General features: G+C 59.8%; 22 protein-coding genes. 17 read left to right on the forward strand and 5 right to left on the reverse strand.

What is annotated here, in order from left to right; translation table 11 throughout:
- The first annotated feature begins 616 nt into the window (after positions 1 to 616).
- The 3 genes from U4Y91_RS23025 to U4Y91_RS23035 are packed head-to-tail and all read left to right on the forward strand — an operon-like array spanning position 617 to position 4861.
- Positions 617 to 1213, forward strand: coding sequence for a (2Fe-2S)-binding protein (locus tag U4Y91_RS23025; RefSeq protein WP_321807008.1), 597 nt, complete (start codon positions 617 to 619; stop codon positions 1211 to 1213).
- Positions 1210 to 3468 carry a xanthine dehydrogenase family protein molybdopterin-binding subunit gene (locus U4Y91_RS23030; protein WP_321807009.1) on the forward strand — a complete coding sequence of 753 codons (2259 nt, stop codon included), beginning with the start codon at positions 1210 to 1212 and terminating at the stop codon, positions 3466 to 3468. The genes U4Y91_RS23025 and U4Y91_RS23030 overlap by 4 nt, the downstream gene beginning before the upstream one ends.
- Before the next feature lie 28 nt (positions 3469 to 3496).
- Positions 3497 to 4861 carry a cytochrome c gene (locus tag U4Y91_RS23035; protein ID WP_321807010.1) on the forward strand — a complete coding sequence of 455 codons (1365 nt, stop codon included), beginning with the start codon at positions 3497 to 3499 and terminating at the stop codon, positions 4859 to 4861.
- A 204-nt stretch (positions 4862 to 5065) separates the two neighbouring features.
- On the opposite strand, the gene U4Y91_RS23040 is transcribed toward U4Y91_RS23035, so the two are convergent.
- Positions 5066 to 5959 carry a LysR family transcriptional regulator gene (locus U4Y91_RS23040; protein WP_321807011.1) on the reverse strand — a complete coding sequence of 298 codons (894 nt, stop codon included), beginning with the start codon at positions 5957 to 5959 and terminating at the stop codon, positions 5066 to 5068.
- Between the two features lie 331 nt (positions 5960 to 6290).
- Between U4Y91_RS23040 and U4Y91_RS23045 the strand changes: the two genes are divergently transcribed.
- Together U4Y91_RS23045 and U4Y91_RS23050 are read left to right on the forward strand one after the other, a co-directional pair.
- Positions 6291 to 6554 carry a DUF4148 domain-containing protein gene (locus tag U4Y91_RS23045; protein WP_321807012.1) on the forward strand — a complete coding sequence of 88 codons (264 nt, stop codon included), beginning with the start codon at positions 6291 to 6293 and terminating at the stop codon, positions 6552 to 6554.
- Between the two features lie 466 nt (positions 6555 to 7020).
- Positions 7021 to 8382, forward strand: a complete 1362-nt coding sequence (locus U4Y91_RS23050) for a porin (RefSeq protein WP_321807013.1) — start codon at positions 7021 to 7023, stop codon at positions 8380 to 8382.
- 148 nt (positions 8383 to 8530) lie between these two features.
- Here U4Y91_RS23050 and U4Y91_RS23055 read toward each other — a convergent pair whose 3' ends face one another.
- The 4 genes from U4Y91_RS23055 to U4Y91_RS23070 all read right to left on the reverse strand — a co-directional run bounded on the left by U4Y91_RS23055 (position 8531) and on the right by U4Y91_RS23070 (position 12633).
- Positions 8531 to 9922: an MFS transporter gene (locus U4Y91_RS23055; protein ID WP_321807014.1), complete on the reverse strand. Its 1392-nt coding sequence runs from the start codon at positions 9920 to 9922 to the stop codon at positions 8531 to 8533.
- 338 nt (positions 9923 to 10260) lie between these two features.
- Positions 10261 to 11037 carry an SDR family oxidoreductase gene (locus U4Y91_RS23060; protein ID WP_321807015.1) on the reverse strand — a complete coding sequence of 259 codons (777 nt, stop codon included), beginning with the start codon at positions 11035 to 11037 and terminating at the stop codon, positions 10261 to 10263.
- A gap of 199 nt (positions 11038 to 11236) precedes the next feature.
- Positions 11237 to 12103 (reverse strand): SMP-30/gluconolactonase/LRE family protein, encoded by an 867-nt coding sequence (locus U4Y91_RS23065; RefSeq protein WP_321807016.1) that lies wholly within the window; start codon positions 12101 to 12103, stop codon positions 11237 to 11239.
- Between the two features lie 239 nt (positions 12104 to 12342).
- The gene (locus U4Y91_RS23070) at positions 12343 to 12633 is read right to left on the reverse strand and encodes a putative quinol monooxygenase (protein ID WP_321807017.1); all 291 of its coding nucleotides are present in this window, start codon (positions 12631 to 12633) and stop codon (positions 12343 to 12345) included.
- 94 nt (positions 12634 to 12727) lie between these two features.
- Here U4Y91_RS23070 and U4Y91_RS23075 point away from each other — a divergent pair, with 94 nt between their 5' ends.
- The 12 genes from U4Y91_RS23075 (at position 12728) to U4Y91_RS23130 (ending at position 25026) form a co-directional block, all read left to right on the forward strand.
- Entirely contained in the window at positions 12728 to 12913 is a 186-nt protein-coding gene (locus U4Y91_RS23075) for a hypothetical protein (protein ID WP_321807018.1), read from the forward strand.
- A gap of 434 nt (positions 12914 to 13347) precedes the next feature.
- Positions 13348 to 14826, forward strand: coding sequence for an NAD-dependent succinate-semialdehyde dehydrogenase (locus U4Y91_RS23080; protein ID WP_321807019.1), 1479 nt, complete (start codon positions 13348 to 13350; stop codon positions 14824 to 14826).
- An 86-nt stretch (positions 14827 to 14912) separates the two neighbouring features.
- The gene (locus U4Y91_RS23085) at positions 14913 to 15881 is read left to right on the forward strand and encodes a sugar ABC transporter substrate-binding protein (RefSeq protein ID WP_321807020.1); all 969 of its coding nucleotides are present in this window, start codon (positions 14913 to 14915) and stop codon (positions 15879 to 15881) included.
- 40 nt (positions 15882 to 15921) lie between these two features.
- On the forward strand, positions 15922 to 17472 hold the full coding sequence (locus U4Y91_RS23090; RefSeq protein WP_321807021.1) for a sugar ABC transporter ATP-binding protein: 1551 nt from the start codon (positions 15922 to 15924) through the stop codon (positions 17470 to 17472).
- On the forward strand, positions 17472 to 18728 hold the full coding sequence (locus U4Y91_RS23095; protein WP_321807022.1) for an ABC transporter permease: 1257 nt from the start codon (positions 17472 to 17474) through the stop codon (positions 18726 to 18728). Before U4Y91_RS23090 ends, U4Y91_RS23095 begins: the two co-directional genes overlap by 1 nt.
- 63 nt (positions 18729 to 18791) lie before the next feature.
- On the forward strand, positions 18792 to 20117 hold the full coding sequence (locus U4Y91_RS23100; protein WP_321807023.1) for an MFS transporter: 1326 nt from the start codon (positions 18792 to 18794) through the stop codon (positions 20115 to 20117).
- Positions 20118 to 20403: 286 nt separating this feature from the next.
- Positions 20404 to 21372, forward strand: coding sequence for a sugar ABC transporter substrate-binding protein (locus U4Y91_RS23105; RefSeq protein WP_321807024.1), 969 nt, complete (start codon positions 20404 to 20406; stop codon positions 21370 to 21372).
- 176 nt (positions 21373 to 21548) lie between these two features.
- Complete coding sequence (locus U4Y91_RS23110) at positions 21549 to 21782, forward strand: type II toxin-antitoxin system Phd/YefM family antitoxin (protein ID WP_321807025.1); 234 nt, start codon at positions 21549 to 21551, stop codon at positions 21780 to 21782.
- A complete protein-coding gene (locus tag U4Y91_RS23115) occupies positions 21779 to 22168 on the forward strand; it encodes a hypothetical protein (protein ID WP_321807026.1) in 390 nt (129 codons plus the stop codon). Before U4Y91_RS23110 ends, U4Y91_RS23115 begins: the two co-directional genes overlap by 4 nt.
- Positions 22169 to 22449: 281 nt before the next feature.
- A complete protein-coding gene (locus U4Y91_RS23120) occupies positions 22450 to 23106 on the forward strand; it encodes an aspartate/glutamate racemase family protein (RefSeq protein ID WP_321807027.1) in 657 nt (218 codons plus the stop codon).
- An 82-nt stretch (positions 23107 to 23188) separates the two neighbouring features.
- On the forward strand, positions 23189 to 23986 hold the full coding sequence (locus U4Y91_RS23125) for an HpcH/HpaI aldolase family protein (RefSeq protein ID WP_321807028.1): 798 nt from the start codon (positions 23189 to 23191) through the stop codon (positions 23984 to 23986).
- A 74-nt stretch (positions 23987 to 24060) separates the two neighbouring features.
- Positions 24061 to 25026, forward strand: coding sequence for a D-glycerate dehydrogenase (locus U4Y91_RS23130; RefSeq protein WP_321807029.1), 966 nt, complete (start codon positions 24061 to 24063; stop codon positions 25024 to 25026).
- Positions 25027 to 25046 lie beyond the last annotated feature (20 nt).

A 25046-nucleotide genomic window follows, 5' to 3' on the forward strand; every position in this document is an offset into this window, starting at 1 on the left:
TTCCGGTTTCGCGTGTTCTTGCGGTGTGTTGTCCCGGCTGGAAAATTCGAGCCATGGAACGCCGGAGGCGCGAGCGAATCTTTGGGGAATATTCGGCCGATTCCGTGTCCAGGAGTGCCTTGGACACAGTTCGAATCGAGCCTCGCTGAGCCAAGCGGCCAGACGCCGGTCACCGAGTGCGTCGGTTGAAACGACTGTGAGTGGACGCCTGTAGTTAGACGTTGGATTTGAATGATAGCGAGAAAGTCGCGATAGAAAACTCCCCGGAACGTGATTGGAGTCATGAGCGAAGCTAATCAATTCTGTGCCGGTTTCTCCTTTGGTTCCCCGACTGAATATCCGTCAATACATTTCCGCCGTTCGTGTGCCGAACCCAGCGTCAAGCAGCGATCCACCTATTCATTACGGTGGCAAAGACTGAACTAGCTCCGCTGTTTGCCACGAGTGGACGTTCAAGATTCATGAGCGGTTCTAATAGGGTCAATCTGTATCGAGGGGGTAATTGCAAATTCCTTGGGTGCTAGCATCGGCCGCATCTGCGAGGTATGCCGGCGCCAACGTGCGAGTCGAGAGGGCCGCACTCGCAATTTCAGTTTTATGAAAAGATGGGAGAGCCATGCAGCTTCAGATCAACGGCAAGACCTATGAGATCCAGTCCGATGCCGACACCCCGCTGTTATGGGCGATCCGTGATGAGCTCGGCCTGACGGGCACCAAGTATGGCTGCGGCCTTGCGCAATGCGGTGCCTGCTCCGTACTGGTCGACGGCGCGTTGATGCGCTCCTGCGTCACACCCGTCGAAGGTGTGGTCGGACGCAAAATCACGACTATCGAAGCGATCGAAGAGGATGCTGTCGGCAAGCGCGTCGTCGCAGCATGGGTTAAGCATCAGGTTCCTCAGTGCGGCTACTGCCAATCCGGTCAAGTCATGGCTGCAACGGCACTGCTCAAACAAACGCAGCACCCCACTGACGAGCAGATCGCAGCGGCGATGATCAACCTGTGCCGCTGCGGAACATACAACGCGATTCACGCGGCCGTGAATGATCTGTCGGGCGCTGCGGTTGCGCACGCCGACGTCGATCGTCCGATCACATCCGCGCTACCAACTGTGGCGACCGCCGCAACGGCTACGCTGGCAGGTATCGCCGTAGTGAGCGCAGTCGCGAGCAAAGCACCTGCCGCAGGCGATGAAGAGCGGGGTGACGCATGACGCAAACAGTCGATACGCGCGGGCAGGGCGACGCGTTCCCGATCGCTGAGCCGACGAACATTTCCCGGCGCCGTTTCCTACTTGCGGGCGCGGGCACTGCTGCTGGTGCGTTCGTGCTTGGCTTCGGCCTTCCGGTTCGAACGGCTCGTGCCGCGGTCGCAGTGTCTGGCACGGCGCCCGGCACACGCGTCCCAGCGTTCCTGGAGATCCGCCCGGACAACACGATCCGATTGCTTAGTCCGTTCATGGAGGGCGGACAGGGTGTCTTTACTGCGATGGCGCAAATCGTCGGTGAGGAGCTCGATGCGAATCCCGCAAACTTTATCGTGGAAAACGCACCGCCCGGCGCACAGTACATGGTCATGGACACCGGCATGCGGATCACTGGTGGCAGCCAGTCCGTTCGAACGAGCTATCCGACAATGCGCCGTCTGGGTGCACTGGCGCGCCAGATGCTGCTGCAGGCAGCGGCTGCGCAGCTGCGAGTACCTGTCGAAGGATTGAGCACGGAACCGGGCAAGGTGATCCATCGCGCATCCGGTCGGTCGCTCGACTACGGCCAACTCGCATCGCGCGCGATGGATCTGCCTGTGCCCGATCCCACAAGCGTGAAGCTGAAGGATCCGACGCAGTTCCACTGGATCGGCAAGCCGGTCCAGCGTGTGGACGTGCATCAGAAATCGACGGGCAAGGCGATGTACAGCATCGACAGTCGCGTGGACGGCATGCTGCAGGCGGCGGTCCAGCACGCACCTCGGCTGGGGCTGACCGTGGGTGCGATCCGCAACGAGGCGCAGGTCGGTGCGATGAAGGGTGTGCATTCCGTTCACCGTTTGCCAGGTGCGGTCGCCGTGGTGGCCGAGCGCTGGTGGGATGCGAAGCGCGCGGCGGAGGCGCTGCAGGTCGACTGGCGAGAGCCGGGGGCGAATTCTGCCGTGCGCTACATGCCGGCCGATTTCTCGACCGCGGCATTCGCACAGCGTCTCGCCAACGAGCCGGGCGCAGGCGACGACGCTGAAGTCGTGGGGGACGCGAACGGCGCGTTCAAGCACGCGAAGAAGGTTGTCAGCGCGACCTATCACAGCCAGTATCTGAATCACGCCCAGCTGGAACCACCGTCAGCCCTCGCGCGGTTCAACGCGGATGGTTCGCTCGAACTGTGGATTCCCAATCAGGCACCCGAAATGTTCCAGGCCGATGTCGCCAAGCGCACGGGCTTGCCTGTCGAGAAGGTGATCATCCACTCTCCGCTGTTGGGAGGGTTCTTCGGGCGGCATTTCCTGTACGACACGGCGCTCGTCTATCCGCAAGCGATTCAGCTGGCAAAGGCGGTCGGGCGTCCGGTCAAAGTCATTTGGAGTCGGGAAGAAGAGTTCCTGCGCGACGCGTTGCGTCCAATGGCTGCCGTGCGCTTCCGGGGCGGGCTCGACGATCACGGCATACCCATTGCGATCGAGGCCGTGACAGTAACCGAAGGTCCGACCGAGTCGCTTAGCAACAAGCGTGGCGAGAAAGTCGACGATAGTGCTGTCGAAGGGCTGGTCGGCAAGCATTACGTGATTCCAGATCGCCGCATTGCTCGGCTCTATGTGAAAACTCCAATGGTGCTCGGCTATTGGCGCTCCGTCGGCAGTTCGATGAACGACTTTTTCTACGAGACGTTCCTGGACGAACTGGCCGACGAGGGCGGACAGGATCCGTATGACCTGCGGATGCGAATGTTGAGCGGAAACAAGCGGCTAACGAATCTGCTGCATGCAGTCGGCGAGCTGTCGGGCGGCTGGAAGCGCGGGCCTTTCACGGCCAGCGATGGCTCGCGTCGAGCCCGTGGCGTAGCGATGGCGAGAGCCTTTGGCACCGAGACGGCGGTGATCGCCGAAGTGTCGATCGAGCAAGGGCAAGTCAAGGTACACGATATCTGGGAGGCGATTGATCCGGGCAGCGTTGTCAACCCGGCCATCGTTCAGGCGCAGGTGAACGGGGCGGTGGCCCTGGGGCTGTCCGAGGTCCTGCTGGAAGAGGCTACCTACGAAAAGGGCGTACCGACCGCGCGCAACTACGACATGTATCCGATTCTGCCGCCTGCGCGCATGGCGCGTGTGCACGTCCGGATCATCGAGAGCGGCGAGAAGATGGGCGGGATAGGCGAGCCACCATTGCCCGCCGTGCCACCAGCCGTGGCCAATGCGGTTTCCAGGTTGACCGGCCAGCGCATTCGCAGCATGCCGCTCTCGCGCTACACGTTCAACACTTGAAACCTTGCCCGGAAAGCAACGCCAGACAATGACGAAAAGCTGCTTCAAGAAGATCCTCGCCATCCTGCTATCGGCCTGTGTTGTCGTGGCCGCTGGCGTCGCTTGGTTCGTGACCCGCACACCTGCGTCCCCATTCGACGGTGCAGCTGATACGGGTGTGCCGTCGGCCGATCTGATCCGGCACGGTGAATACGTCGCGCGCCTCGGTGACTGCGTCGCATGCCACAGCACGCCGAGCAGCACACCGTTCGCGGGCGGCCTCGAGATGGCCACACCGATGGGATCGATTTTCGCGACGAACATCACGCCCGACAGAGCGACCGGCATCGGCAGTTATACGCTGTCGGATTTCGATCGCGCGTTGCGCCACGGTGTCGCGCGCGACGGCCATCGGCTCTATCCGGCCATGCCTTACCCTTCCTACTCAAAGCTTTCCGACGATGACGTGCGCGCGCTCTATGCGTACTTCATGCACGGTGTGAATCCAGTTCGACAGGAAAACAAGCGTAGCGATATTCCGTGGCCACTGAACATGCGTTGGCCACTCGCGTTGTGGAATGCAGTATTCGCCGCGTCGGGCGCTTACCAGGCGAAAGTATCGTCCGATGAGCAGTGGAATCGTGGCGCCTATCTCGTGCAAGGGCTTGGTCACTGCGGCAGTTGCCATACTCCGCGCGGGTTGTCGATGAATGAAAGCGCACTGGATGAAAGCAGCGCGCTCTATCTGTCAGGTGCAGAACTGGACGGTTGGTACGCACCAAGCCTACGGGGCGACGCGAACACGGGGCTCGGTCGCTGGAGCGAGGACGACGTTTTTCGTTTCCTCAGAACGGGGCGGAATCCGCATGCCGTCGTGTTCGGTTCGATGGCCGAAGTGTTCAACAACTCGACACAGTACATGGCGGACGACGATTTGCGCGCGGTCGCGCATTATCTGAAGTCGCTGCCCGGTGATTCCGCGCGAGATGGTGCACCGTGGAAATACAATGCAGCGTCCAACGACCATCTCGCTATCGACCAGAGGTCGAGGGTGCCTGGCGCGCAGACATTCATGGCGAAGTGCAGTGCTTGCCATGGCATCGACGGACGCGGACAGGGACAGTGGATACCGCCTCTCGCTGGCGCCGCGTCATCGATGGCAAACAAGAACGTGTCCTCGATCAACGTGACGCTGAACGGGTCAGGTCGTGTTGTCGCGAGCGGGGTTCCGGATAGCTATCGAATGCCACCGTTTCGCAAGCAGCTCTCGGATCAGGAGATCGCGGACGTGCTGACCTTCGTCCGGACGTCGTGGGGCAACCGCGGCGGGGCGGTGAGTGCAGATGAGGTGAAACATCTTCGCGAGCGGACGAATCCGGCCAGCAGCAATGTGATCGTTCTGCAGATGCGTTGAGGCGGACCGCCCCGTCGCTCTGCGATAACAAACGGGGCGATTCTATCGGTCAGCGTGGCGCGCGAGTGCGCACCACGCGTGGACGTCCGTATATGTAAAAGTGCGACCGAGAGTGGCTCGTCGACTTGCGGGATAGTTCCTGTAGCTGATGTTTCTGATCAGTCGGATTGCAGGCTTTTAGCGGCCAATCTCATCGACCGGACATCAGGCACGATGTTTCAATGCGTCAATCACGACGGAGAATGCTCGCGATGCCTGACGGCGGCTCGGATAGTAAGCGTGGTAGCCCGGAAATGTCGGGCACCAATCTTCGAGGACACATTGGAGACCACCGCTTCGAAGATATGGCTGCGTCGCGTCCTTCGGCAGGAAGGCCAACCCGAATCCGTCTAGAGCGGCCTGCAGCATTTGCGGCTGTGTGTTGAAGGTCAGTTGCCCACCGACACGGACCTGAATTTCGCGCTTTCCTTTTTTCAACTCCCACGCATACACACCTTTCATGGTGGTGAGTCGTAGTGTAATGCAATCGTGCTGAAGGAGATCCTCGGGAGTTTTCGGATGCGTTCGCCCCTTGAGATAGGAGGGCGCACCGACAATCGCCATCGGAATGTCCGGACTGATCCTTACGGCAATCATATCCTTCGCTACCTGGTCTCCGAACCTGATGCCGATGTCATATCGTTCCTCAACGATGTTCGCGAGACTGTAGTCGACCGAGATCTCGACTCGAATCTCGGGATACTTTGGCAGTACTTTCCTCAATTTCGGCCAAACGACCGTGTCGATCGGGTGATCGGTTGCAGTAATGCGGACGACACCTGCAGGTTTGTCTCGGAAGTCCGACAGCGACGCCAGCTTCGCTTCGATTTCTTCGATACATGGCGCGATGGTCTGGAGCAATTCTTCGCCGGCATCGGTCGTCGAGACACTGCGTGTGGTGCGAGTGAGGAGGCGAACGCCAAGCCGTGACTCGAGATCGCGGATCGTATGACTCAGCGCTGACTGTGAGACGCCGAGTCGTGCCGCAGCACGCGTGAAGCTTCTCTCGCGTGCGACGGCGAGAAACACTTGTAGGTCGTTGAGGTTTTCGCGAGTCATCGGCGTTTCCCGAGTCGAAAGTGACAGAATCCTAACACCAATGAGTTTTTGCACGCCGACTGTACGTCCAATTATTCATGAGCAGAATTAATAGGTCCTAGCAAACATAGCTACTTAATCGCGCTACCTGGAAAACGTACACTCATGGGCGATACAAGGCTGTCGACCCACCGTGCGGGCGAGAGCGACCATACCAAGCACGGCACCAGAGGGTACATTGAGCTGGAGACGTTGATTTTTATGCCGAATGCGCTTTGCATGACGAGCTTGCCGCGAGCGGGTGAGTCATCGAATACGGCAACCCTATATCCGTCTTTCTGGAATCAATGTCATGAACAACCGTATCGCTTTTGTCGCCACCGCGTTTGCTGCCCTCATTCCTGCGATGGCATCGGCTCAGTCGACTTCGCAAGGCTTGACCCGCGAGCAAGTCCGTAATGAAATGATTCAATACGAGGCAGCCGGCTTCAATCCGGCACGTGCGAATCCTCGTACTTGGGTCAATGATGTACAGTCGGCAACAATGAAAGTGACGCTTGCGCAGCAGGCGCATGCGCAATTCGCGGATAGCGGCGCGTCGCCGAAGTGCAATTGATATTTCCGCCAAACTTTCATGATGCTCGAATGATCGGGGCGGCGTCGACAGCCCCGGTCGATCCCCAGCACACCAATCTTGACGGGCACACCATCAAAGATCGATACGCGGTCGCGACGCGACGTCACGCCTACCAACGCACCGGCCGTCACGGCCATGCCGGCTGAATTTAATTTCCTCGGTCGCCCCGACGCGTTGTCTTGTTGCCGAACGGCGCATTCCGATCCATGAACTTGGTTCGAAGGATTTCTCGCTTCGGCGGAACGTTGCGTCCAGGAGTTTGCCGGAGCGCTCGATGTTACGTTGCAGTCGTGCAACATGGCGTGGTGCCCGGCATGTTGGTGACGATGCATGTTTCCGAGTCGCACGAGGTAGCGTATGCGCCACGGCGTCGCCGTCGGATTTTTTAGGAGAATTGAAATAAGGAATCCGACGGAATATGGTCAACCTATCTGACCAGATGCCGATGGATCATCAAAAAAATATTGCCTTCAAGCGCATCAGGATTATCGATTTCGATAGATGCGGAATAGACGTCCTTGAAAATATAGTCCAACTCAATCCGCTGCGAAGCGGATCGACGATGGGGTCCATCGTAGACCCCTGTTACGTGGTGGTGGGGACGTCAATTCAAGGAAGTCATATGAAAGCGAAGGGATGGATTGGTCTTTCGTTGCTCGCGATTGCCTCTGGGGCATGCGCACAGAGCAGCGTCACGCTCTATGGTCGGATCGACAACGGTTTGACGTACTGGAGCGGTCGAGCCGATGGACATCTGATCGGTGCGGAGACCGCAGGGTTTGGGGAATCGTGGTGGGGTATCGAAGGGACCGAGGACCTCGGCGGTGGGACGAAGGCCATTTTCAAACTGGAAAGCGGTATCAATACGCTGAACGGCGGCATCAACAACGGTAGTTTGTTCGGACGCCATGCATGGATCGGTATGACCCATGATCGATATGGCACGTTCAAGATGGGCAATATCGGTACCGGCGAGATCATGCAGGACAGCTACGATGCCGATCCGCAGGTCTTTCAACAGTTCGCTCTGTCGACGCTCGTGCGTGGCCGCAACTGGACGCAGGCAGGTAACGGGCTCGAGTATACGTCGCCCAGCATCGGCGGGTTCACGGTGAAGGGGCAGTATGACCTGACGAATAACCCCAATGGATGGAACGCAGCACCATCGAGTAGCGGTATTTCCGGCTCCGGACCGAATCAACTTGGTGGCGCTCAGGGGCGTACCGACGGCATCAAGGCGATGTATAACGGCGGAAACCTGGAGGTGCTCGCGATCTACGATGAAACGCGAGATCCGAACGGAAAGTTCAGCAACGTCTACGTCAGTTCTCGATCCGTCATGGCCGGCGGTAACTACACGTGGGGACCGTTGAAAGCGTATCTCGGCTATCAGCACCTGAGTGCGCCGGAGGCATCGCTCGGGAGCTACGGCGTTGCGACTGGTGCGTTGCCGTCAGGGGTGAGAGGTGTACCCACGGCGGTTGATCATGAGTGGTTCGGGGTGACCTATACGGTGAACCCGTTCACGGCGGTCACTGGTGCGGTCTACCACGCGAACGCGAACAACGGCAACGGCAACGCAACCATGTACACGCTCGGGGGCACCTACAGCCTCTCGAAGCGAACCTTCTTCTATACCGAACTCGCGTATCTCCACAACAGTTCCACGTCCAATCTCGGGTTGGGAAATGGCTTTGCCGATCCGTACGGGCCGAACCAGAATCAGGGTGGCGCGGCAGGCAATATCGCGCCGAACTACGGACACAGTCAGTTCGGTGTCGTCGCCGGCATCATGACGCTGTTCTGATCTGCGATTCGCACTACGGGGCAGCTTCACTGCTGCTCCTGCATATCTCCAAGCGCAAAAAGTTTAGGCGGCACGTACGTCATACCCTGCGTCGTGCCGCGCTTTTTTATGGTGCTCTTGCGCAGCGTGCAGCTTGCGCCTGGCTGAATCAGGATCCAGCTTGTCGAGGAGTTTGCCGTGCGGCCCCCGGGGCGTTATCGAGTCTCCGAAATACCAGCGCGGAGAGAAGCGTAACAATGCCGACGCATACGAATCCGAGCCGGAAACCGACGATGGTTGATTCCCACTGCGCGGAAAAAATATGAACGAGCGCGCCACCTATCGATACGCCCAGTCCCATCGCAAGCATTTGAACCATCGAGAAAAGGCTATTACCGCTAGCTGCATCCGCACGGGACAGGTCCTTCAAGGTGACGCTGTTCATCGCCGCAAACTGCATCGAGTTGGTCGCACCGAATCCCGCCAACACCAGAATCTCCAATGCGAGCGGTGTGCTGTCCGAGAACAGCGCGAACGCCATAATGAACGCGCCGACGATCAACGTATTGGCGAGCAGGAACGTACCGTATCCGTACCGTTTGATGAGCGGCGGGATCCAGCGTTTGGCCGTTGCTCCTGCGAGTGCCGCAGGAAGCAACATCAGACCTGATTGGATCGGTGTGAATCCGAGCTGCAACTGCATCATGAGTGGCAGCAGGAATGGCACTGCGCTTGATCCGACGCGGCAAACCAGATTTCCGATCAGGCCGACGCGAAAGTTTGGCTCGCGAAAGAGGGCCAGTCTGAAAAGAGGATCGTCGCGATGGCGTGCGTAACGAACGTAGGTGAGTGCAACGCCGAGTCCGAGCACGAACAACGCCATCGACCACGTCGCACGATGTGCGTCGAACGGTGCGTCTGTCGCGAGCGAAAAGGCAATCATCGAGAGAGAGAGCAGAGCGCAGCCGGCGAAGTCAAACGGCGGGGCAACGTGCAGTGTATCGCGGGGCAGATAACGACGAACAGCGACGAGTCCGAGCATCCCGACGGGTACGTTGATCAGGAAGATCCAGTGCCACGAGACCATCTCGGAAAACCATCCACCAAGCGTCGGGCCGACGATGGGCCCGGCCTGCCCCGCAACCGAAACGAGCGCGAGTGCCGACACGTACTGATCCCCAGGCATGCTCCGCAATATCGCGAGTCGCCCGATCGGTAATAGCATCGATCCGCCGACACCCTGAAGCACGCGGGCCGCTACCAGTTGATCCAGCGTATGTGCGCTCGAACAAAGAATTGATCCGATGACGAATACGAGAATTGCAGCGAAGTAGACGTGACGTGTGCCGAAGCGGTCTGCCAGCCAGCCGGAAGCTGGTGTGAGAAGCGCCATCGTGAGCGTGTAGGCGACAACGATCGAACGCATCGCAAGAGGCGATTCGTTGAAGCTGGCCGCGATCGCCGCAAGGGCCGTATTGACGATCGTCGTATCGAGCGTCTGCATGAAGAAGCCCATTGCCACGATCCACAGCAGAGGGGTTTGGGCGGAATTCTGATTCATGGTGCGTTCGAAAGTCGTCATCGGCTTGTTGAATCGCGATTCTGCTCATGCGATGGACGATCATTGCGGCATCCGGTAACTGCGCGAGACGGTCGATGCGATCTTCGGAAGAGCGCTCGCTTCGTCCGGTCGAGATGCGGCATGGTGGGCGGCGAGGCGATTTCGTGTCTGGATCGGGACACTACTCGCATCTCTGCGGGAGTCGGCACCCGACTGCGACGATGACTGTCGTGGCGGGTGGATGCCTGGATGCAGTTCAATATGATGCCGCCTGGCGGCACATCTGCTTGCGGGAAATCATTGCGGGACGCATGGATAAATGCGTCCCGCAAAGGCGGTCAGAGTCCGGCTGTCTGACCGCCGTCCACCACGACGGCATGGCCGATTGCGAACCCGGCAACATCGGAGCAGAGCCAGAGGACGGTTTCGGCGATCTCTTCCGGCCTGCCAAGTCGACCGACGGGTTCCTGCGCGATCATGCATTGACGGCCTTCCTCCGTGCCTTGCGTGAACCGGCCGATCATCGGCGTGTCGATGATGCCCGGGCAGACGGCGTTGATTCGCACGCCGTCCTTTGCATACTCGAGCGCCGCCGACTTGGTGAGACCGATCACACCGTGCTTTGCCGCGCAATACGCGCCCTGGCCGCGAATGCCGACGACGCCTGCGCCGGACGATGTGTTCACGATTGCGCCACCGCCGTTCTTGAGCATCAGCGGGATCTGGTGCTTCATGCAGTAGAAGATGCCGCCGAGGTTCACGCGCACGGTTCGTTCGAACAGTTCGTCGGATACATCAGCGGTATATGACAAAGGTTGTTCGATGCCTGCGTTGTTGAAGGCGAAGTCCAGGCGACCGAATGTCTCGATCGTCTTGTCGAGGGCCACTTTTACATCTTCCGATTTCGAAACATCGCATTTCACGGCGATGGCGCGCGCTCCAAGGGCTTCGATCTGTCGTACCGTTTCCACCGCGCCTTCTTGGGAAAGATCGGCGACAACGACATTGGCGCCTTCTCGCGCAAACGCCAATGCCGTGACGCGACCGATACCATTTGCACCACCCGTCACAAAGGCGACCTTACCTTCGTAATTCCATTTCCGATGAGTCGTCATATTGCGTTCCTATCTCCGTTCCACTTGCTCGTTTTGATATGGTCAACGCGCGAATCCTCGAGCGTTTCAGGATTCGTGCGAGCTTGTCGATCGATGCCCAGACCGATCTGCGCGGCTTTCTCTACGGGCAAGGATTCGAAATCCGCGCGCGGATGCAGTTCCGCGTTATATGTCGTTTTATTAGGGAGAGGGCGGCAGGTCACATACTTGCCCGGCTGGCCCGGGAGCCGGGCCCAGGCGATGACACCTCAACAGTGAAGATGGCGCTGCGCGGAACGCGTGCCCGAAGCTCTTCGTCGGTTCCCAGGTAGACGCAACAGTAAAGGGTCGTGTCATCCTTACCGCCCAGTACACACGAGACCGCATGTCCGTCAAACTGCACGCGATCCGTGATGATGCCTCCGTCGAGTACGCGTACGAATTCTCCGGTGTTGTAGCAACCCGCCCAAATGGCGCCATCGGCGTCTGCACAGATGCCGTCCGGTTGACGCTCGCCGAGATCGGCGTAGAGGCGCCGATTGGACAGATTGCCTTGAGGGTCCCTGTCATAAGCGGTGAGATGCCCGCGCCATGTTTCGGCGACGACCAGTGTCCGGCCGTCGTCCTTGATGACTGCACCATTCGGAAATTCGAGTTCGGATGCGGCGACCCGTATCGACCCGTCCGGTTCGACGATATGCAGGTCCGTCAGTGCTCGCGGCGCACCACCGAACAAGTCGTAACCGAAATTTCCGACGTAGATGCGTCCGTCGTCGTCGACGACGAGATCGTTGAGATCCCCGGTGGCGACTGCGGAAAGGTCTGCATAAATCGATACCTCGTTTCCGCACACTTTCATCAACTTCTTGTCGGCGCACGACACGACTACGGGCGTGTCATCCGCGAGGAATCCGATCCCGGCGGGGCGGCCGGCGATATCACAAACGAAAGTGCGGCCTCCCATCGCCTCGACGGTGTACAGCTTCAGATCGAATACATCGGAAACCCACAACCGGCCATTGCGCCAGCGTGGAGCCTCCAGGAAAACGAAGTTGTCGGCCAGAAGACTGGCCTGATGTTCTTTCATGAATGTGCTCGGGTCGCGACATGGCGGCCGTCGATCTTTCCGACGGCCTTTGATGAAGGTTATTTCTCTGCTCTTGGTAGGTCTAGTCGATTTTTCTGGTGTGAGCGGTAAGTTTCGCTGAATGAGAGACGTCTTTCGAGATGTCTCGTCCTGATCGTAGGTACCCACAATGGGTGCGGCTCAGCGACTGTCCCGCTTTCCGACACCCGCTGGCGATTCAACTGACCGAACTGATCTTGCTACCGTACCTTCCGAAGAACATGGATCGTATTTTTCTCGACCCAGCCTGCGACTTTTTCCAGGTAGGCCACTACGTGCGGGGAATTGCAGTGGGCATTGAACGTCTTTTCATCTTCCCAACGCTCGACGAAAACGAAGCAGCGTGGTTCGCGCGTGTCGCGATGCATCTCATACTGCAGCATGCCTGCTTCCTTGTGTGTCGGCTCGAGCAGCCCTTCCAGAGCCTCTGCCAGTTGAGCCTCGTATCCCGGTTTCGCCCACGATATAGCTACTGCGGAAACTTCAGACATGCTGATTCTCCTAGATCGAAAAAGTGAGTGCGCAGCATAGCCGTTACAGCGCCCAAGAAAAAGCGAGCCTTGACCTGAGGGCCAAGGAGATCACTTGAATCGCGACGATTTCGCTGCGAGATTCGGATCGGGTTTTTCCCTGATTTTTGGGGATGCCAACAACGCGGCAGGCCGCGTCGTTGTTGGCCGATGCCGTCTGCATCAGGCTTTGCGCGATGCCTTTCGCCGCTATGTCCCGAATTCAGAGTTGCTTACCGTCAACGCCAGAAAAATCGACTAGACCTAACGTCTCTCGCGGCAATAACCTTGGCTTCAACGGAGACAGCTTTTTGACGGAAGTAGGCAACCAGTGTGGAAATTTAAGCTAGTAGCATCGGCGCAGTTCCAGTCTATGCCTCAGGATTCGTCAGTGCCGGCATCCCGGTGTCCAGCGCGTCGGATCTCTACATTGCGTCGGCTATGGTCGTTACTACCGCGTTAGCATGAACTGGAATTGGTCCATGGACCCAGGATTGATCGATGTAAGTTCGGCCGGAGCGGACTTGGCGAGCCGTAGGCCCCACGTCCGGTGCTCAGATTTGTCTACCGATGAGGCGTTCGGCGTCGAATGAACTATTCGTATGGACCTGAAAACTGCGTGTCGGTCCGAGACGCTCTCATGTGAAGCGAATGGCCTATGTTGAAATTTGCTTTCTATAACTAAGGAATCGAGAGATGGTCAAGTTGAGCTCCCAGATGGCAGAAGGCGCGCGACGATATGCATATCCACGAATCGGGTTGTTTATCGATGGAGAGTGGATCTACGATCGCGAGACTGCCGTCGAGGTGAGAAACCCTAGCACGGAAGAAGTCCTGGCAAGTGTCCCCAGGGCCACTGCGGAGGATCTCGAACGCGCACTCGCCGCAGCGGCCCGCGGATTCCGGACGTGGCGCGAAACGGCTCCGCAGCAGCGCGTTGCGGTGATCAGGAAGGCAACTGCGCTGATGAGGGAGCGGTTGGGCGAGATCGCTTCGACGATCACCCTCGAAAACGGCAAGCTCTACGCGCATGCATACGCCGAGGCCGATCGTTCGCTGAACTTCTTCGACTGGAATGCCGCGCAGTCGCTGCGGGACTATGGGCTCATCGTGCCGGGTGAGCCGCAAATGCAGAAGTTCGTGCTGCGGCAGCCGATCGGTCCCGTGGCTGCGTTTACGCCGTGGAACGTGCCGATCAGCTCCGCGGCACGAAAGGTCAGTGCCGCACTGGCAGCAGGCTGCTCGGTGATTCTGAAAGCGGCCGAGGAGACCCCGGGAGCTGCGTGCCAGGTCGTGCAAGCGTTCGAGGATGCTGGATTGCCTGCAGGGGTGCTGAACCTCGTATTTGGCAACCCGGCCGAAATTTCGTCGACTTTGATCGCGTCGCCGGTCACCCGGCTGGTGACGTTTACCGGTTCGGTACCGGTTGGCAAGCACCTCACGCAACTGGCGGCGGCGGCCATGAAGCCGGCGCTGATGGAACTCGGAGGTCATGCGCCGGTGCTCGTTTGTGAAGGCGTCGACGGCGCGGCGGTCGGCCGGCTCGCCGCACAAGGCAAGACCAACGCGAGCGGCCAGATCTGTGCGTCGCCTTCGCGATTCATTGTGCACCGCAGCGTGTATCAGGCATTCGTGTCGGCATTTGCCGATGGCGTAAAGGACGTCCGTGTGGGCGACGGATTCGGCCAGGACGTGCAGATGGGGCCGGTTGCGAGCGCCCGTCGCCTTGCTGCGATGGAATCTCTCGTCGCCGATGCGCGACAGCGCGGCGCGCGCGTCGCCGCGGGGGGCAACAGGATCGGCGATCGCGGTTACTTCTTCGAACCCACGGTGCTGGCCGATGTGCCGCTCGACGCGGACGCGATGACGACGGAGCCGTTCGGACCGCTCGGCGCATGCGTGCCGGTATCCGATCTCGATGAGGCGCTGACGGTAGCCAACAGTCTTTCCGTGGGGCTCGCGGCCTACGCATTCACGAATTCCTTGCACGACGCGGAGCGTATCGGTCGGGAGCTCGAATGCGGCGTGCTGTCGATCAATCATTTCGGGACCCCTGATGCCGATACGCCGTTCGGCGGTGTCAAGGAAAGTGGAATTGGTCGAGAAGGAGGACCGTCGACGCTCGACGCGTTCGTCGTGACGAAGACCGTTCTGCAGAAGACCGTGCAAGTGTGATTGCAAGCCTCGGTCCGGCATGTCGGCTGCCGGGCCGATAACAAGAACGCCGACGTTCGATAAAAAAGATGGAACAGGAGACAGCGATGAAATCGCAATGGAAGTACCTCGGCCTGGCCGGGATGGCGGGTGCGCTTGCACTGTCCGCGCAGCTGGCCGGTGCCAAGGAGTTGACCGTCGGCTATGTCGCGGCAGGGATGCAGTACCCGTTCAATGTCGCTGCTGCCAGAGGCTTCGAAGCCGCCGCGAAGGAGGCCGGCGTCAAGTCGGTCGTTCTCGACGCGAAGACGAGCGTCGAGCGGCAGGGTAATGCGGTCGACGACCTCATTGCGCAAAAGGTCGACGGAATCGCAGTGCTGCCGATCGACGCAGTCGTCGCGCAGAGCTGGGTCGACCGCGCGGCTGCGCGCAATATTCCGGTCGTGGCTGTAGCTACGCAGATCGGGGATCCGCAGAAGCATCCGATCAAGGACGTCTATCCGAAACTGGCCGGGCTCGTCGCAAGCGATGAAGTGCGAGCCGGCGCCGACGCCGCGCAGATTGCCGCTCGTCTGTTGCCGAAGGACCGCGTGGCGAAGATCGCCATTGTGGAAGGCGCGCCGGGTTACCCGACCGTATGGCAGGCGACCAAGGGATTCAAGGACGGTCTTGAAAAAGCCGGCATCAAGTATCAGATCGTCGCGTCTCAACCCACGGACTGGACGCCGGAACAAGGCGAATCGGTTTGCCAGAACATTCTCACGGCCCATCCCGACGTCGATCTTTTCTACAACCAGGCCGACGATATGGTGATCGGCTGCGCCCGCGCGGTTCGCGCTGCCGGTTCGCACGCGAAGCTGGTCAGCCGTGGCGGATCCAAGCTCGGCATCAACGCGATCAAGACCGGCGACGTCGACGGCACCGTGTGCATTCAGCCGGGCAAGATGGGCCGGCTTGCGTTCAAGACCCTGTATGCGGCGATCACCAACCCCGGCGCGCCGAAGGGTAAGTTCGTCGATGTCGACACGCCTCAGGTGACCAAGACGTCGTTGTCGGCGTGCGTCCCGGAGTGGTGAGCACGTGAACGACCCGGCGACATGGCAAGGAGACAGCAACATGACGAATAGCGTCCAGCTTCTGCGTCTTCAGGGAATTACGAAGACATATCCGAATGGTCTCGTCGCGCTGCGCGGCGTGAATCTGGACATAGAACGAGGAAAGGTCCACGGGCTTCTTGGCGCGAACGGCGCGGGAAAGTCCACGTTGATCAAGATCCTGTCGGGCTCATTCTCGGCGTCCGGCGGACGGATCATCTGGAGGGGCGGAAGCGTCGAGTACAACAGCCCGAAGGAAGCGAGCAACCTCGGAATTGCAACGATTCATCAGCACATTCCCCTCGTTTCGACGCTGTCGGTGCTCGAGAACGTGTTTCTCGGCGTGGATGGCCCCTGGCGGCGGGATCCGGCGTACCGCAAGCGCTTCATGGAACTGTGCCAGCGGATCGGATACTGGCTCGCGCCGGATCGACTCGTTAGCGATCTGTCAATTGGCCAGCGCCAGATGGTGGCGATATTGCAGGCGTTGGGTACGGGCGCAGAGCTCATCGTGATGGACGAGCCGACGGCGTCACTCGCGACCAGCGAGCGGGAGGTCGTGTATCGGATCGTTCGCCATCTGTCGCGCGTCGAGAACAAGGCGATCCTCTTCGTATCGCACTTTCTCGACGAAGTCGTGGCGCTTACCGATTGCGTCACGATATTGCGGGACGGGCAGGCGGTCGTCCATGCGCAGACGAGCGACCTCGACGAAGCGCGTATTGCGGAAGCGATCGTCGGGCGTCAGATCGCCGCGCTCGAGCATGCTGCACCGCAACCGATCCGTCCAGACGCGCCGGTGCTGCTCGACGTACAGAACCTCGCTTCGCCGGGCAAGCTCGAACCGATCTCGCTGCAACTTCGCGCGGGCGAGGTGATCGGCATCGCCGGCCTGCTCGGGTCCGGGCGAAGCGAGCTATTGCATGCAATCTTCGGCGCCGATTCGGATGCAACGGGTGTCGTCAAGGTGGAAGGGCGCGTAATGCGGCGCTCGCCGATCGCGGCGGTCAAAGCGGGCCTTGGCCTCGTTCCCGAAGATCGGATGGATCAGGGCCTGGTTCCCGGTTTTGAGATCTGGCGCAATACGACGCTGCCGGCACTCGACGGCGTGTCGTGGCTCCGTTGGCTGCCCCAGCGCGAGCGCGAGCGCAAGCGCGGTGCAGACGCCATTCGGCGATTGCAGATCAAGGCCGATTCGCCGGACATCCTCGTGACCGAGCTGAGTGGCGGCAACGCGCAGAAGGTGACGATCGGCAAGTGGCTGTTCAGCGACGTCAAGGTGTTTCTGCTCGACGAACCGACAGCCGGCATCGATATCGGTGCGAAAACCGACATCCTGCTGCTCGTGCGTGAGCTGGCGGCCGCGGGCAAGGCCGTCATCATCGTTTCGTCCGAATTCGAGGAAATCCTCGCAGTCAGCGCACGCATTCTGGTCATGCGCGACGGTCGAGTCGTTGCCGAGCGTCGCGGGCAAGAGACCTCGGAACATGAATTGATCTTGCTGGCCGGCGGGCAGAGCGCCGCTTCCGGCGGTTTGCAGCAAAGCAGCGCCCATTCTTCACAGAGCGAGTAATGATGAACATGATCACTTCCACACACCATTCTGCTTCGCCGAGCGGTGGTGCCGGCAACGGTCCAGCCGGCGGCCCCCCGGCGGGTATCTCGGCAAGCCCGGAACAGACCGGAACCGATTGGCGCAGATTGCTCAGTCTGCGGGAGATGGGCGTCTATTACGCGCTGATCCTCCTGGTCCTCGTGATTTCGGCAGTGACCGTGTATACGGGCCGGCCGAACTATCTGAGCATTGCCAACGTGTCGAACGTGCTGTACCAGTCTTCGCTGGTCGGCATCATGGCGGTCGCGATGACCGTGATCCTGATTACCGGGAATTTCGATCTGTCCGTCGCATCGGTGGCCGCGTTGTCTGCTGCCGTCCTTGTCGGCCTTGCCGACATGATCGGCTTCTGGCCGGCGGCTGGCGTCGCCATGGTCGTATCGATCGTAGCCGGTCTCCTGAACGGCGCAATCGTGCAGTATCTGGGCATCAACGCTTTCATCGTGACGCTGGGAACGCTCACGGCGATCCGCGGCGTCGTGCAGATTTACACCGATGGCCGATCGCTGTCCGTCGAATCTCCCGACGTGCTGCAATCGATGCGTGCGTTCGAATCGGGACGCATTGCCATCGCAATTCCGCTTGCGATCATCGGTGTTCTGCTTATCGCAGGTGGCGTCTGGTCCGCGCTGCGCGCGCGGCGGGAAGCGCGCAGCCTGCCTGTCGCGTCCGTCGGCATGATCGTCGGTGGTGCATGTGCATTGGCGCTCGTATGGGCTGGCGGTGCGTCGTTCGCAATGCCCAAGCCCGTGATCTATATGGCTTGCTTTACCGCAGTCGTCTGGTTCGTGTTGACGATGACGAATGTCGGTCGACGTGTCTACGCGGTGGGCGGTAACCCCGAAGCGGCACGGCTCTCCGGGATCAACGTCCGGCGCTACAAGATGGCCGGATTTGTGCTCTGCAGCGCCGCTGCCGGTTTTGGTGGCGTGCTGTTCGGCAGCCGGCTCGGTGCGGTCAACCCGACCGCGATGCAGGGTGCCGAGTTGACCGTCATTGCTTCCGCGATCCTTGGCGGGACGTCGCTTTTCGGGGGGGCGGGTTCCGTGGTCAAGACGCTGGCGGGCGCATTGCTCCTCTTCACGCTCACCAACGGTTTCAACATCCTGAATCTCGGCGCGAACTACCAGGGTGTGATCGAGGGGACCGTCGTGGTGACGGCAGCAGCGATCTACACCGTCGGCGGGACCCGCCGCCGCGGAAAAGGCCGCTGAAGGACGATGAGGTCCGCTGTTCGCAGCGGCTCTCCGACGCATGATGCCAAGAGGGGGGGACATATGGCCAAAACAAACAAGGCCCGTACGCTTGCTGCCGGTTCCATCGGGAACTTCGGCGAGATTTATGATTTTGCCGTTTTCGGGTTCTCGGTGCCGATTCTTTCGACGCATTTCTTTCCAGGAAGCGATCGAACCGCTGCGCTGCTGAGCACATTCGCCGTCTATGCGGTCGCATTTTTCGCGCGACCGCTCGGGGGGCTGCTGTTCGGTTTCATGGCTGACCGTCTGGGGCGAGTCCGGGTCATGGCTACGACGGTATGGTTGATGGCGCTCGGCACGGCGGTCATCGGATTGTTGCCGACCTATGCGGAAATCGGACTCGCCGCGCCGATTTTGCTCGTCTTATGCCGGATCGCTCAGGGCCTGGCGCTAGGCGGCGAGACCACAGGAAGCACGAGCTTCATCCTCGAGTCGGCGCCGGACGATAGCCGCGGCAGATGGGTTGGTATTACGCTGATCTTTTCGCATTTGCCGAACGCGGTGGTTGCCGGACTGATGATCGGGCTGCAGTTTGCCGCCGGCTCCGACGCGTATACGAGTTGGGTATGGCGGGTACCGTTCCTGGCGGGTGGGTTGATAGGGATCGTCGGCTTCTGGTTGCGCCGAAATCTCGATGAACCTGAGGAGTTCAAGCAGGCCGCGCATCGCGGAGACGGCCGTAATCCGCTTGCATCGGCGCTCCGATCGGGAGGGCTGCGGGGCATGTTGAATGTTGCGTTGATTCAACCGATCCAGACAGTGGGGTCGTACCTGCTGCTAGGGTTCATGTACACCTTTCTCGTTCGCGTCGCGAAGCTTGATTCGATGGAAGCGCTACTCACGAACGGCATGGCGATCGTCGTTCTCTCGCTCGTCATCCCCGTCGGCGGCATACTTAGCGATCGATATGGACGCAAGCGTGTTCTCACGATGGGAGCGGCGTGGATTGCGCTGTTTGCGTATCCTGCTGTCCAGCTGGCGGCGTCGGGTACGTTCTTGACTGCTCTGAGTGGGCAACTCCTCCTCGTTATCGGTGTCGGCTTGTACGGCGGTGCATGTTTCGTCGCAGCACCGGAGTTTTTCCCGACGTCGTTCCGTGCGACCGGACATGCCATTTCGTATCAGCTGAGCGTTGCGATATTCGGCGGTACGACGCCGTTCGTCAGTGCGTTGCTTGTCCAAACCTTCAGTTCGCCACTCGCGCCGGCCATCTATGTGGCGATCGTCGCGGTAGTGTGTCTGGTCACCGTGCAGTTCGTTCCTGAGACGAGAGGTGTTCGCCTGAGGACGTCAGTGGCCCGATCCTCCGATATCACGGGTGGCACCGCGGCGCGGGAATCTCGGTGATCACGGGTTCGTCCCGAGTCGCTGCAAGTCTCGGATCAGGTCCTCTCGAGGGTCGATAAAACTTACCGTCGAGCGCACTAAACGCAACTCGACGATTTGGACAACTGAACATAACCTAGCGGTCGAACTGTCCGGATTGGAATGTTCTTGGAGCGGAAACAAGGGCGGCGGCGAAACGATACGAAATAACCACTTCGCCGCTCGTTCGAGATGGCGATTGGACTCCCGGGTTGCCGGAGCCGCGCCGTTGGACGCATTACAGCAATCAACTAGATAGGAGACGCTCGTGCGAGCATTGTGGAAACTTCTCGGCGTGGCTGGATTGGCCGGCTCGTTGGCTTGTGCTTCGGCCGCGGTCGGGGCGAAAACAGTCACATTGGCACTTGTTGCCGCCGGGTTGAATCATCCGTTTGAGGTGTCGGTCGCGCAGGCATTTCAAGAGGCTGGCAAGAAGGCTGGCGTGAATACCGTTGTGCTGGACTCGAAGACGGACGTAGCGAGGCAGGCCAACAATATTGACGATCTGATCGCACAGGGAGTCGATGGAATTGCGCTGTTGCCGCTCGATAGTGTCGTTGCGCAGGGGTGGGTGGATCGTGTCAGTGAACACAATATCCCGATCGTCGCCGTGGCCGTGGATATCGGCGACCCTCATAAGCGAGCGACCAAGGACGTCTATCCGAAACTGGCGGCGCTCGTCGCCAATGATCAGGTGCATGCTGGCGAGATCGGTGGGCAGATGGCGGCCGCGATGCTCCCGAAGAATCGAGTCGCGAAAATCGCGATCGTTGAAGGCATGCCTGGAGCGCCGCAAGTCTGGCAGCTCAGCAAGGGTTTCAAGGCTGGCCTGGACAAGGCTGGCGCGCGATATCAGATCGTTGCATCCCAACCGACCGACTGGACGCCTGAGCGCGGCCAGGCGGTGTGCCAAAACATCCTGACGGCGCACCCGGACGTTGATCTTTTCTACAACGAAGCCGACGACATGGTAATCGGTTGCGCGAAGGCGGTGCGCGCGGCCGGATCTTCAGCCAAGCTGCTTGGTTGGGGCGGGTCCCATCTCGGCCTCGACGCGATCAAATCGGGAGCGGTCGACGGGACGGTATGTGCGTCACCGGGAAAGATCGGAAGCGCGGGCTTCGATGCGCTGTATGCAGCGGTCGCCAAGACGAATACCTCCAAGGCGCGATTTGTCGAGGTCGCGACTCCGCCGATCACGAAGGCGAATCTCGCCAGCTGCCCGCCGCAGTGGTAATCGGCAAGTGGGTGGGGTCGACTGACGTGGCAGAGCCAGGAGATGGCACTTGGTAATCCGGGTGGTCGAAATCAAGAAGTGTGGAGCGGCACGCATTCCCCGTGACGTGCCGACTTCGGCCGTAGAAATGGCGGGGGTTATCGATCGACGTCCGATCAACCGAACCGGAGCGAAACGTGGTGCGAAAAGTATCGAAGGCAACGTTCAAAGCCAAGGCGTGCGAGCTCTTTCGTCAGGTGGAAAACCTCGGCGAGAGTGTGATCGTCACGGATCATGGAAAGCCGACGATTGAGATCCGTCGCTACACGAAAGCGCAGAGCGATCCGCTCGCGATACTGTCGGCCGCCATTGTAAAGTTCGAGCCCGAAACGATGGCAATTCCTGTCGCGCCGCCGGCGAGATTTCGATGATCGTACTCGATACCCCCGCCCTCATTTCATGGTTGAGCAGTCGAGGCGACTTGTGTGCAGGGACCCGAGAAGTAATCGATCGGTCGCTTCGTGCGCGGGAAATCGCGATTTCAGTGATCAGTGTGCTCGATATCGGGCAATACGTTCACGACGGTCGGTTGGAGCTGTCGGTAAGCACGCGAAGCTGGTTGTCCGAACTGGCATCGATCGACGGAATACGTCTCGTGGCCGTGGATACGATCATCGCAGTACGCGCCGCCGCACTGTCGACACTGCTCTCGTCGCACCAGCGACTGATCGCGGCGACGGCTACAACACTCGCCGGCGTGCTAGTCACGCCTGACACGCGAATGCGGGAACTCGCATATGTAGAAACGATATGGTGATGTCGTTCTGAAATGCGGTGACGCGAGCTTGCCCTATCGATTCGCGACGCTCCCGAGGCGAAAACGTAACGACCGAGTCCGTGAGGTTAGTTTTCCTTGCGTGAGCGGCCAGAAAATCCAAATGGACGCAGCAGCAAGCTCGGGATAATTTATATCAACCGACACCACAGCGACCTCGCTGAGATTCACGTGCGATCCTGACCACGGAACTCGAGCGATATCGAGGTTAAGAGGGGCTCAACGAGCCTATTCGAATATCAGTACTTCTGTCCGCCAACATCATGACCACGATTGCAGTGATTCACACCGGGCCGGTCACGGTCCAGCCGATCAAGGAGCAGATCGGCCAATTGATTCCCGACGCCCGCGTCATCAACATCATGGACGACAGCCTGCTGAACGACGTTCGCGCAGCCGGGCATTTGACCTCCGATGTCACGAGCCGGATCTATACGTACATGTCGAATGCGCAAGCGATGGGCGTGGACATCATCCTGAATGCATGCTCGTCGGTCGGCGAAGCAGTCGATTCGGTGCAGAACCTGGTTCGAACCCCGATCGTGAAGATCGACGAGGCGATGGCCGAACAAGCGAGTGCGACGGGGTCGCGCATCGGCGTCGTGGCGACGGTTCCGACCACGCTTGACCCGACAGTGCGACTGATCCGGAGAAAGGCCGCGGAGCACGGCCGCACGATCGAAGTCACGGAGCGGATCGCGGAAGGCGCATTCGATGCGTTGCTTCGCGGCGACGCTGCGCAACACGACGAAATCGTCAAGCAGGCAATTTTGACGCTTGCGGAGCAGGTCGACGTGGTGGTCCTCGCGCAAGTGTCGATGGCACGTCTGATTCCGCAGCTCGGGACGCTGCCGGTTCCGGTACTTTCGAGCCCGCGCAGTGGCGTCGAGGCTGTGAAGCGCTCGCTCGCAGCTACCTGAGGTGCAGCGCGTCGTCAGATGGCTGACAGGCGCGTGACGAACAAGTTGTAGCAATGTTGTATTCGAGTATTTGGGAGACGCAATGAAACTGGCGGCGCGGGATTTGGTAAGAAACAGGGTGAAGGAGAAGCTGGCTCGCGACGAGGTCGCTCTATCGATGACCATCCGTATGGTTCGTACGGTCGAGATCGTCGGGATTGCACAGTCGGCCGGCTTCGACTCGTTTTACGTCGACCTCGAACACAGCGGACTGTCGTTGGAAACGACGGCCCAGCTTTGCATGGCCGGTCTGGCGGCGGGTGTGGCACCGTTTGTACGCTTGCCCAACATCGCGCCGGATTTCATCGCACGCGTCCTCGACGGTGGCGCGCTCGGCGTGATTGCACCGCATATCCAGTCGGCGCAGGAAGCGCGGCAGGTCGTCCGCGCCGCAAAGTTTCCGCCGCTCGGCGAGCGGTCGCATGGCGGAGTGTTGCCTCATGTCGGTTTCCGCCCGATCTCGAATGCGGAAGTCGGCGACGCGATGAACGAAGCAACGATGGTCGTGATCATGATTGAGACAGCTGAAGCGCTTGCGGCAATCGACGACATCGCGGCAATCGACGGAGTCGATCTCCTATTCATCGGCACGAACGACCTTTGCGCGTCGCTCGGGATTCCCGGGCAGTTCGATCACGAATTGATCCGCGATGCCTATTCTCGCGGTATTGCGGCGTGCCGGCGCCACGGAAAGCATTTGGGAATCGGTGGGCTCAATGCACATCCGAAGCTTGTTGCGCAGTTCGTCGAAATGGGCGCTCGTTATATCTCGACGGGAACGGACATCTCGTTCCTGTTGAACGGCGCGACTGCGAAGGCCGCGGCGATGCGGGGCCAGTGACGCCATATGCCGGCGCACACCGACGATTGTGGGCGCCGCCTTGCAGACAATACCCGGAAGGATCTGTTTCGATCATGAAGAAAGTCGTTGTATACAAGCCATTGCCCGATGAAGTGATCAACTATCTGCGACAGCATGCGGAAGTTCAGATCGTTGACCCGAAGCAGCCTGGTGCGCTCATCGACGCGCTGAAGGATGCCGATGGTGCGATCGGCACGGGCGTGAAGATGAACGCGGAGACGCTCGAGGGTGCGACGCGGCTCAAGGCACTGTCGACCGTATCCGTCGGATATGACGCGTTCGACGTGGACTATCTGAACCGCCGCGGGATCGTACTGGCGCACACGCCGTATGTGCTCACGGAATCCACTGCAGATACCGCGTTCGCGCTGGTTCTTGCCACCGCACGCCGTATCGTGGAATTGGCCGACTGGGTGAAAGAGGGCAAGTGGACGAAGAAGATCGGTGAGGATCTCTTTGGTGTCGACGTGCATGGGAAGACGCTTGGGATCGTCGGTCTCGGGCGCATCGGTACCGCGATTGCGCGGCGCGCAGCAGCCGGTTTCGGCATGAAGGTCGTGTATGTGGACCGTGTTCCGAATACCGTTGCCGAGAAGGAATATGGTGCGAGGAAGGTCGAACTTCAGGAGCTGCTGGAGACGTCGGATTTCGTTCTCCTGCAAGCGCTGCTGACGAACGAAACGCGCAATCTGATTGGCGCAGAACAACTCAAGGCGATGAAGCCCAGTGCGATTCTGATCAACGCTTCGCGAGGGCCGATCGTCGACGAGGCTGCGCTGATCGAAGCATTGCAGAACGGGACCATTCGCGGTGCCGGCCTCGACGTCTACGTCGAGGAACCGCACCCGGCCAATTCGCCGCTGCTGAAGATGACGAACGTCGTCGCGTTGCCTCATATCGGATCCGCGACATACGAGACGCGGCAGGCAATGAACTGGAACGCGGCGGAGAACTTGATTGGTGCACTCAACGGAACACTGAAGAGCAATATGGTCAATCCGCAGGTTCTGAACCGCTGAATCGAGCCAGGCGGATCGCT

The sequence above is a fragment of the Burkholderia sp. BCC1993 genome (assembly GCF_905339865.1).
Taxonomy (GTDB): domain Bacteria; phylum Pseudomonadota; class Gammaproteobacteria; order Burkholderiales; family Burkholderiaceae; genus Burkholderia.

What these genes read in the sequence shown, in the direction of transcription:
- U4Y91_RS23115 (WP_321807026.1), top strand. Translation starts at nt 21,779, where the DNA reads ATGATCGTACTCGATACCCCCGCCCTCATTTCATGGTTGAGCAGTCGA.
- U4Y91_RS23125 (WP_321807028.1), top strand. Translation starts at nt 23,189, where the DNA reads ATGAAACTGGCGGCGCGGGATTTGGTAAGAAACAGGGTGAAGGAGAAG.
- U4Y91_RS23095 (WP_321807022.1), top strand. Translation starts at nt 17,472, where the DNA reads ATGATGAACATGATCACTTCCACACACCATTCTGCTTCGCCGAGCGGT.
- U4Y91_RS23090 (WP_321807021.1), top strand. Translation starts at nt 15,922, where the DNA reads ATGACGAATAGCGTCCAGCTTCTGCGTCTTCAGGGAATTACGAAGACA.
- U4Y91_RS23100 (WP_321807023.1), top strand. Translation starts at nt 18,792, where the DNA reads ATGGCCAAAACAAACAAGGCCCGTACGCTTGCTGCCGGTTCCATCGGG.
- U4Y91_RS23055 (WP_321807014.1), bottom strand. Translation starts at nt 9,922, where the DNA reads ATGAATCAGAATTCCGCCCAAACCCCTCTGCTGTGGATCGTGGCAATG.
- U4Y91_RS23070 (WP_321807017.1), bottom strand. Translation starts at nt 12,633, where the DNA reads ATGTCTGAAGTTTCCGCAGTAGCTATATCGTGGGCGAAACCGGGATAC.
- U4Y91_RS23120 (WP_321807027.1), top strand. Translation starts at nt 22,450, where the DNA reads ATGACCACGATTGCAGTGATTCACACCGGGCCGGTCACGGTCCAGCCG.
- U4Y91_RS23025 (WP_321807008.1), top strand. Translation starts at nt 617, where the DNA reads ATGCAGCTTCAGATCAACGGCAAGACCTATGAGATCCAGTCCGATGCC.
- U4Y91_RS23085 (WP_321807020.1), top strand. Translation starts at nt 14,913, where the DNA reads ATGAAATCGCAATGGAAGTACCTCGGCCTGGCCGGGATGGCGGGTGCG.
- U4Y91_RS23030 (WP_321807009.1), top strand. Translation starts at nt 1,210, where the DNA reads ATGACGCAAACAGTCGATACGCGCGGGCAGGGCGACGCGTTCCCGATC.
- U4Y91_RS23050 (WP_321807013.1), top strand. Translation starts at nt 7,021, where the DNA reads ATGGATCATCAAAAAAATATTGCCTTCAAGCGCATCAGGATTATCGAT.
- U4Y91_RS23035 (WP_321807010.1), top strand. Translation starts at nt 3,497, where the DNA reads ATGACGAAAAGCTGCTTCAAGAAGATCCTCGCCATCCTGCTATCGGCC.
- U4Y91_RS23080 (WP_321807019.1), top strand. Translation starts at nt 13,348, where the DNA reads ATGGTCAAGTTGAGCTCCCAGATGGCAGAAGGCGCGCGACGATATGCA.
- U4Y91_RS23045 (WP_321807012.1), top strand. Translation starts at nt 6,291, where the DNA reads ATGAACAACCGTATCGCTTTTGTCGCCACCGCGTTTGCTGCCCTCATT.
- U4Y91_RS23060 (WP_321807015.1), bottom strand. Translation starts at nt 11,037, where the DNA reads ATGACGACTCATCGGAAATGGAATTACGAAGGTAAGGTCGCCTTTGTG.
- U4Y91_RS23065 (WP_321807016.1), bottom strand. Translation starts at nt 12,103, where the DNA reads ATGAAAGAACATCAGGCCAGTCTTCTGGCCGACAACTTCGTTTTCCTG.
- U4Y91_RS23130 (WP_321807029.1), top strand. Translation starts at nt 24,061, where the DNA reads ATGAAGAAAGTCGTTGTATACAAGCCATTGCCCGATGAAGTGATCAAC.
- U4Y91_RS23040 (WP_321807011.1), bottom strand. Translation starts at nt 5,959, where the DNA reads ATGACTCGCGAAAACCTCAACGACCTACAAGTGTTTCTCGCCGTCGCA.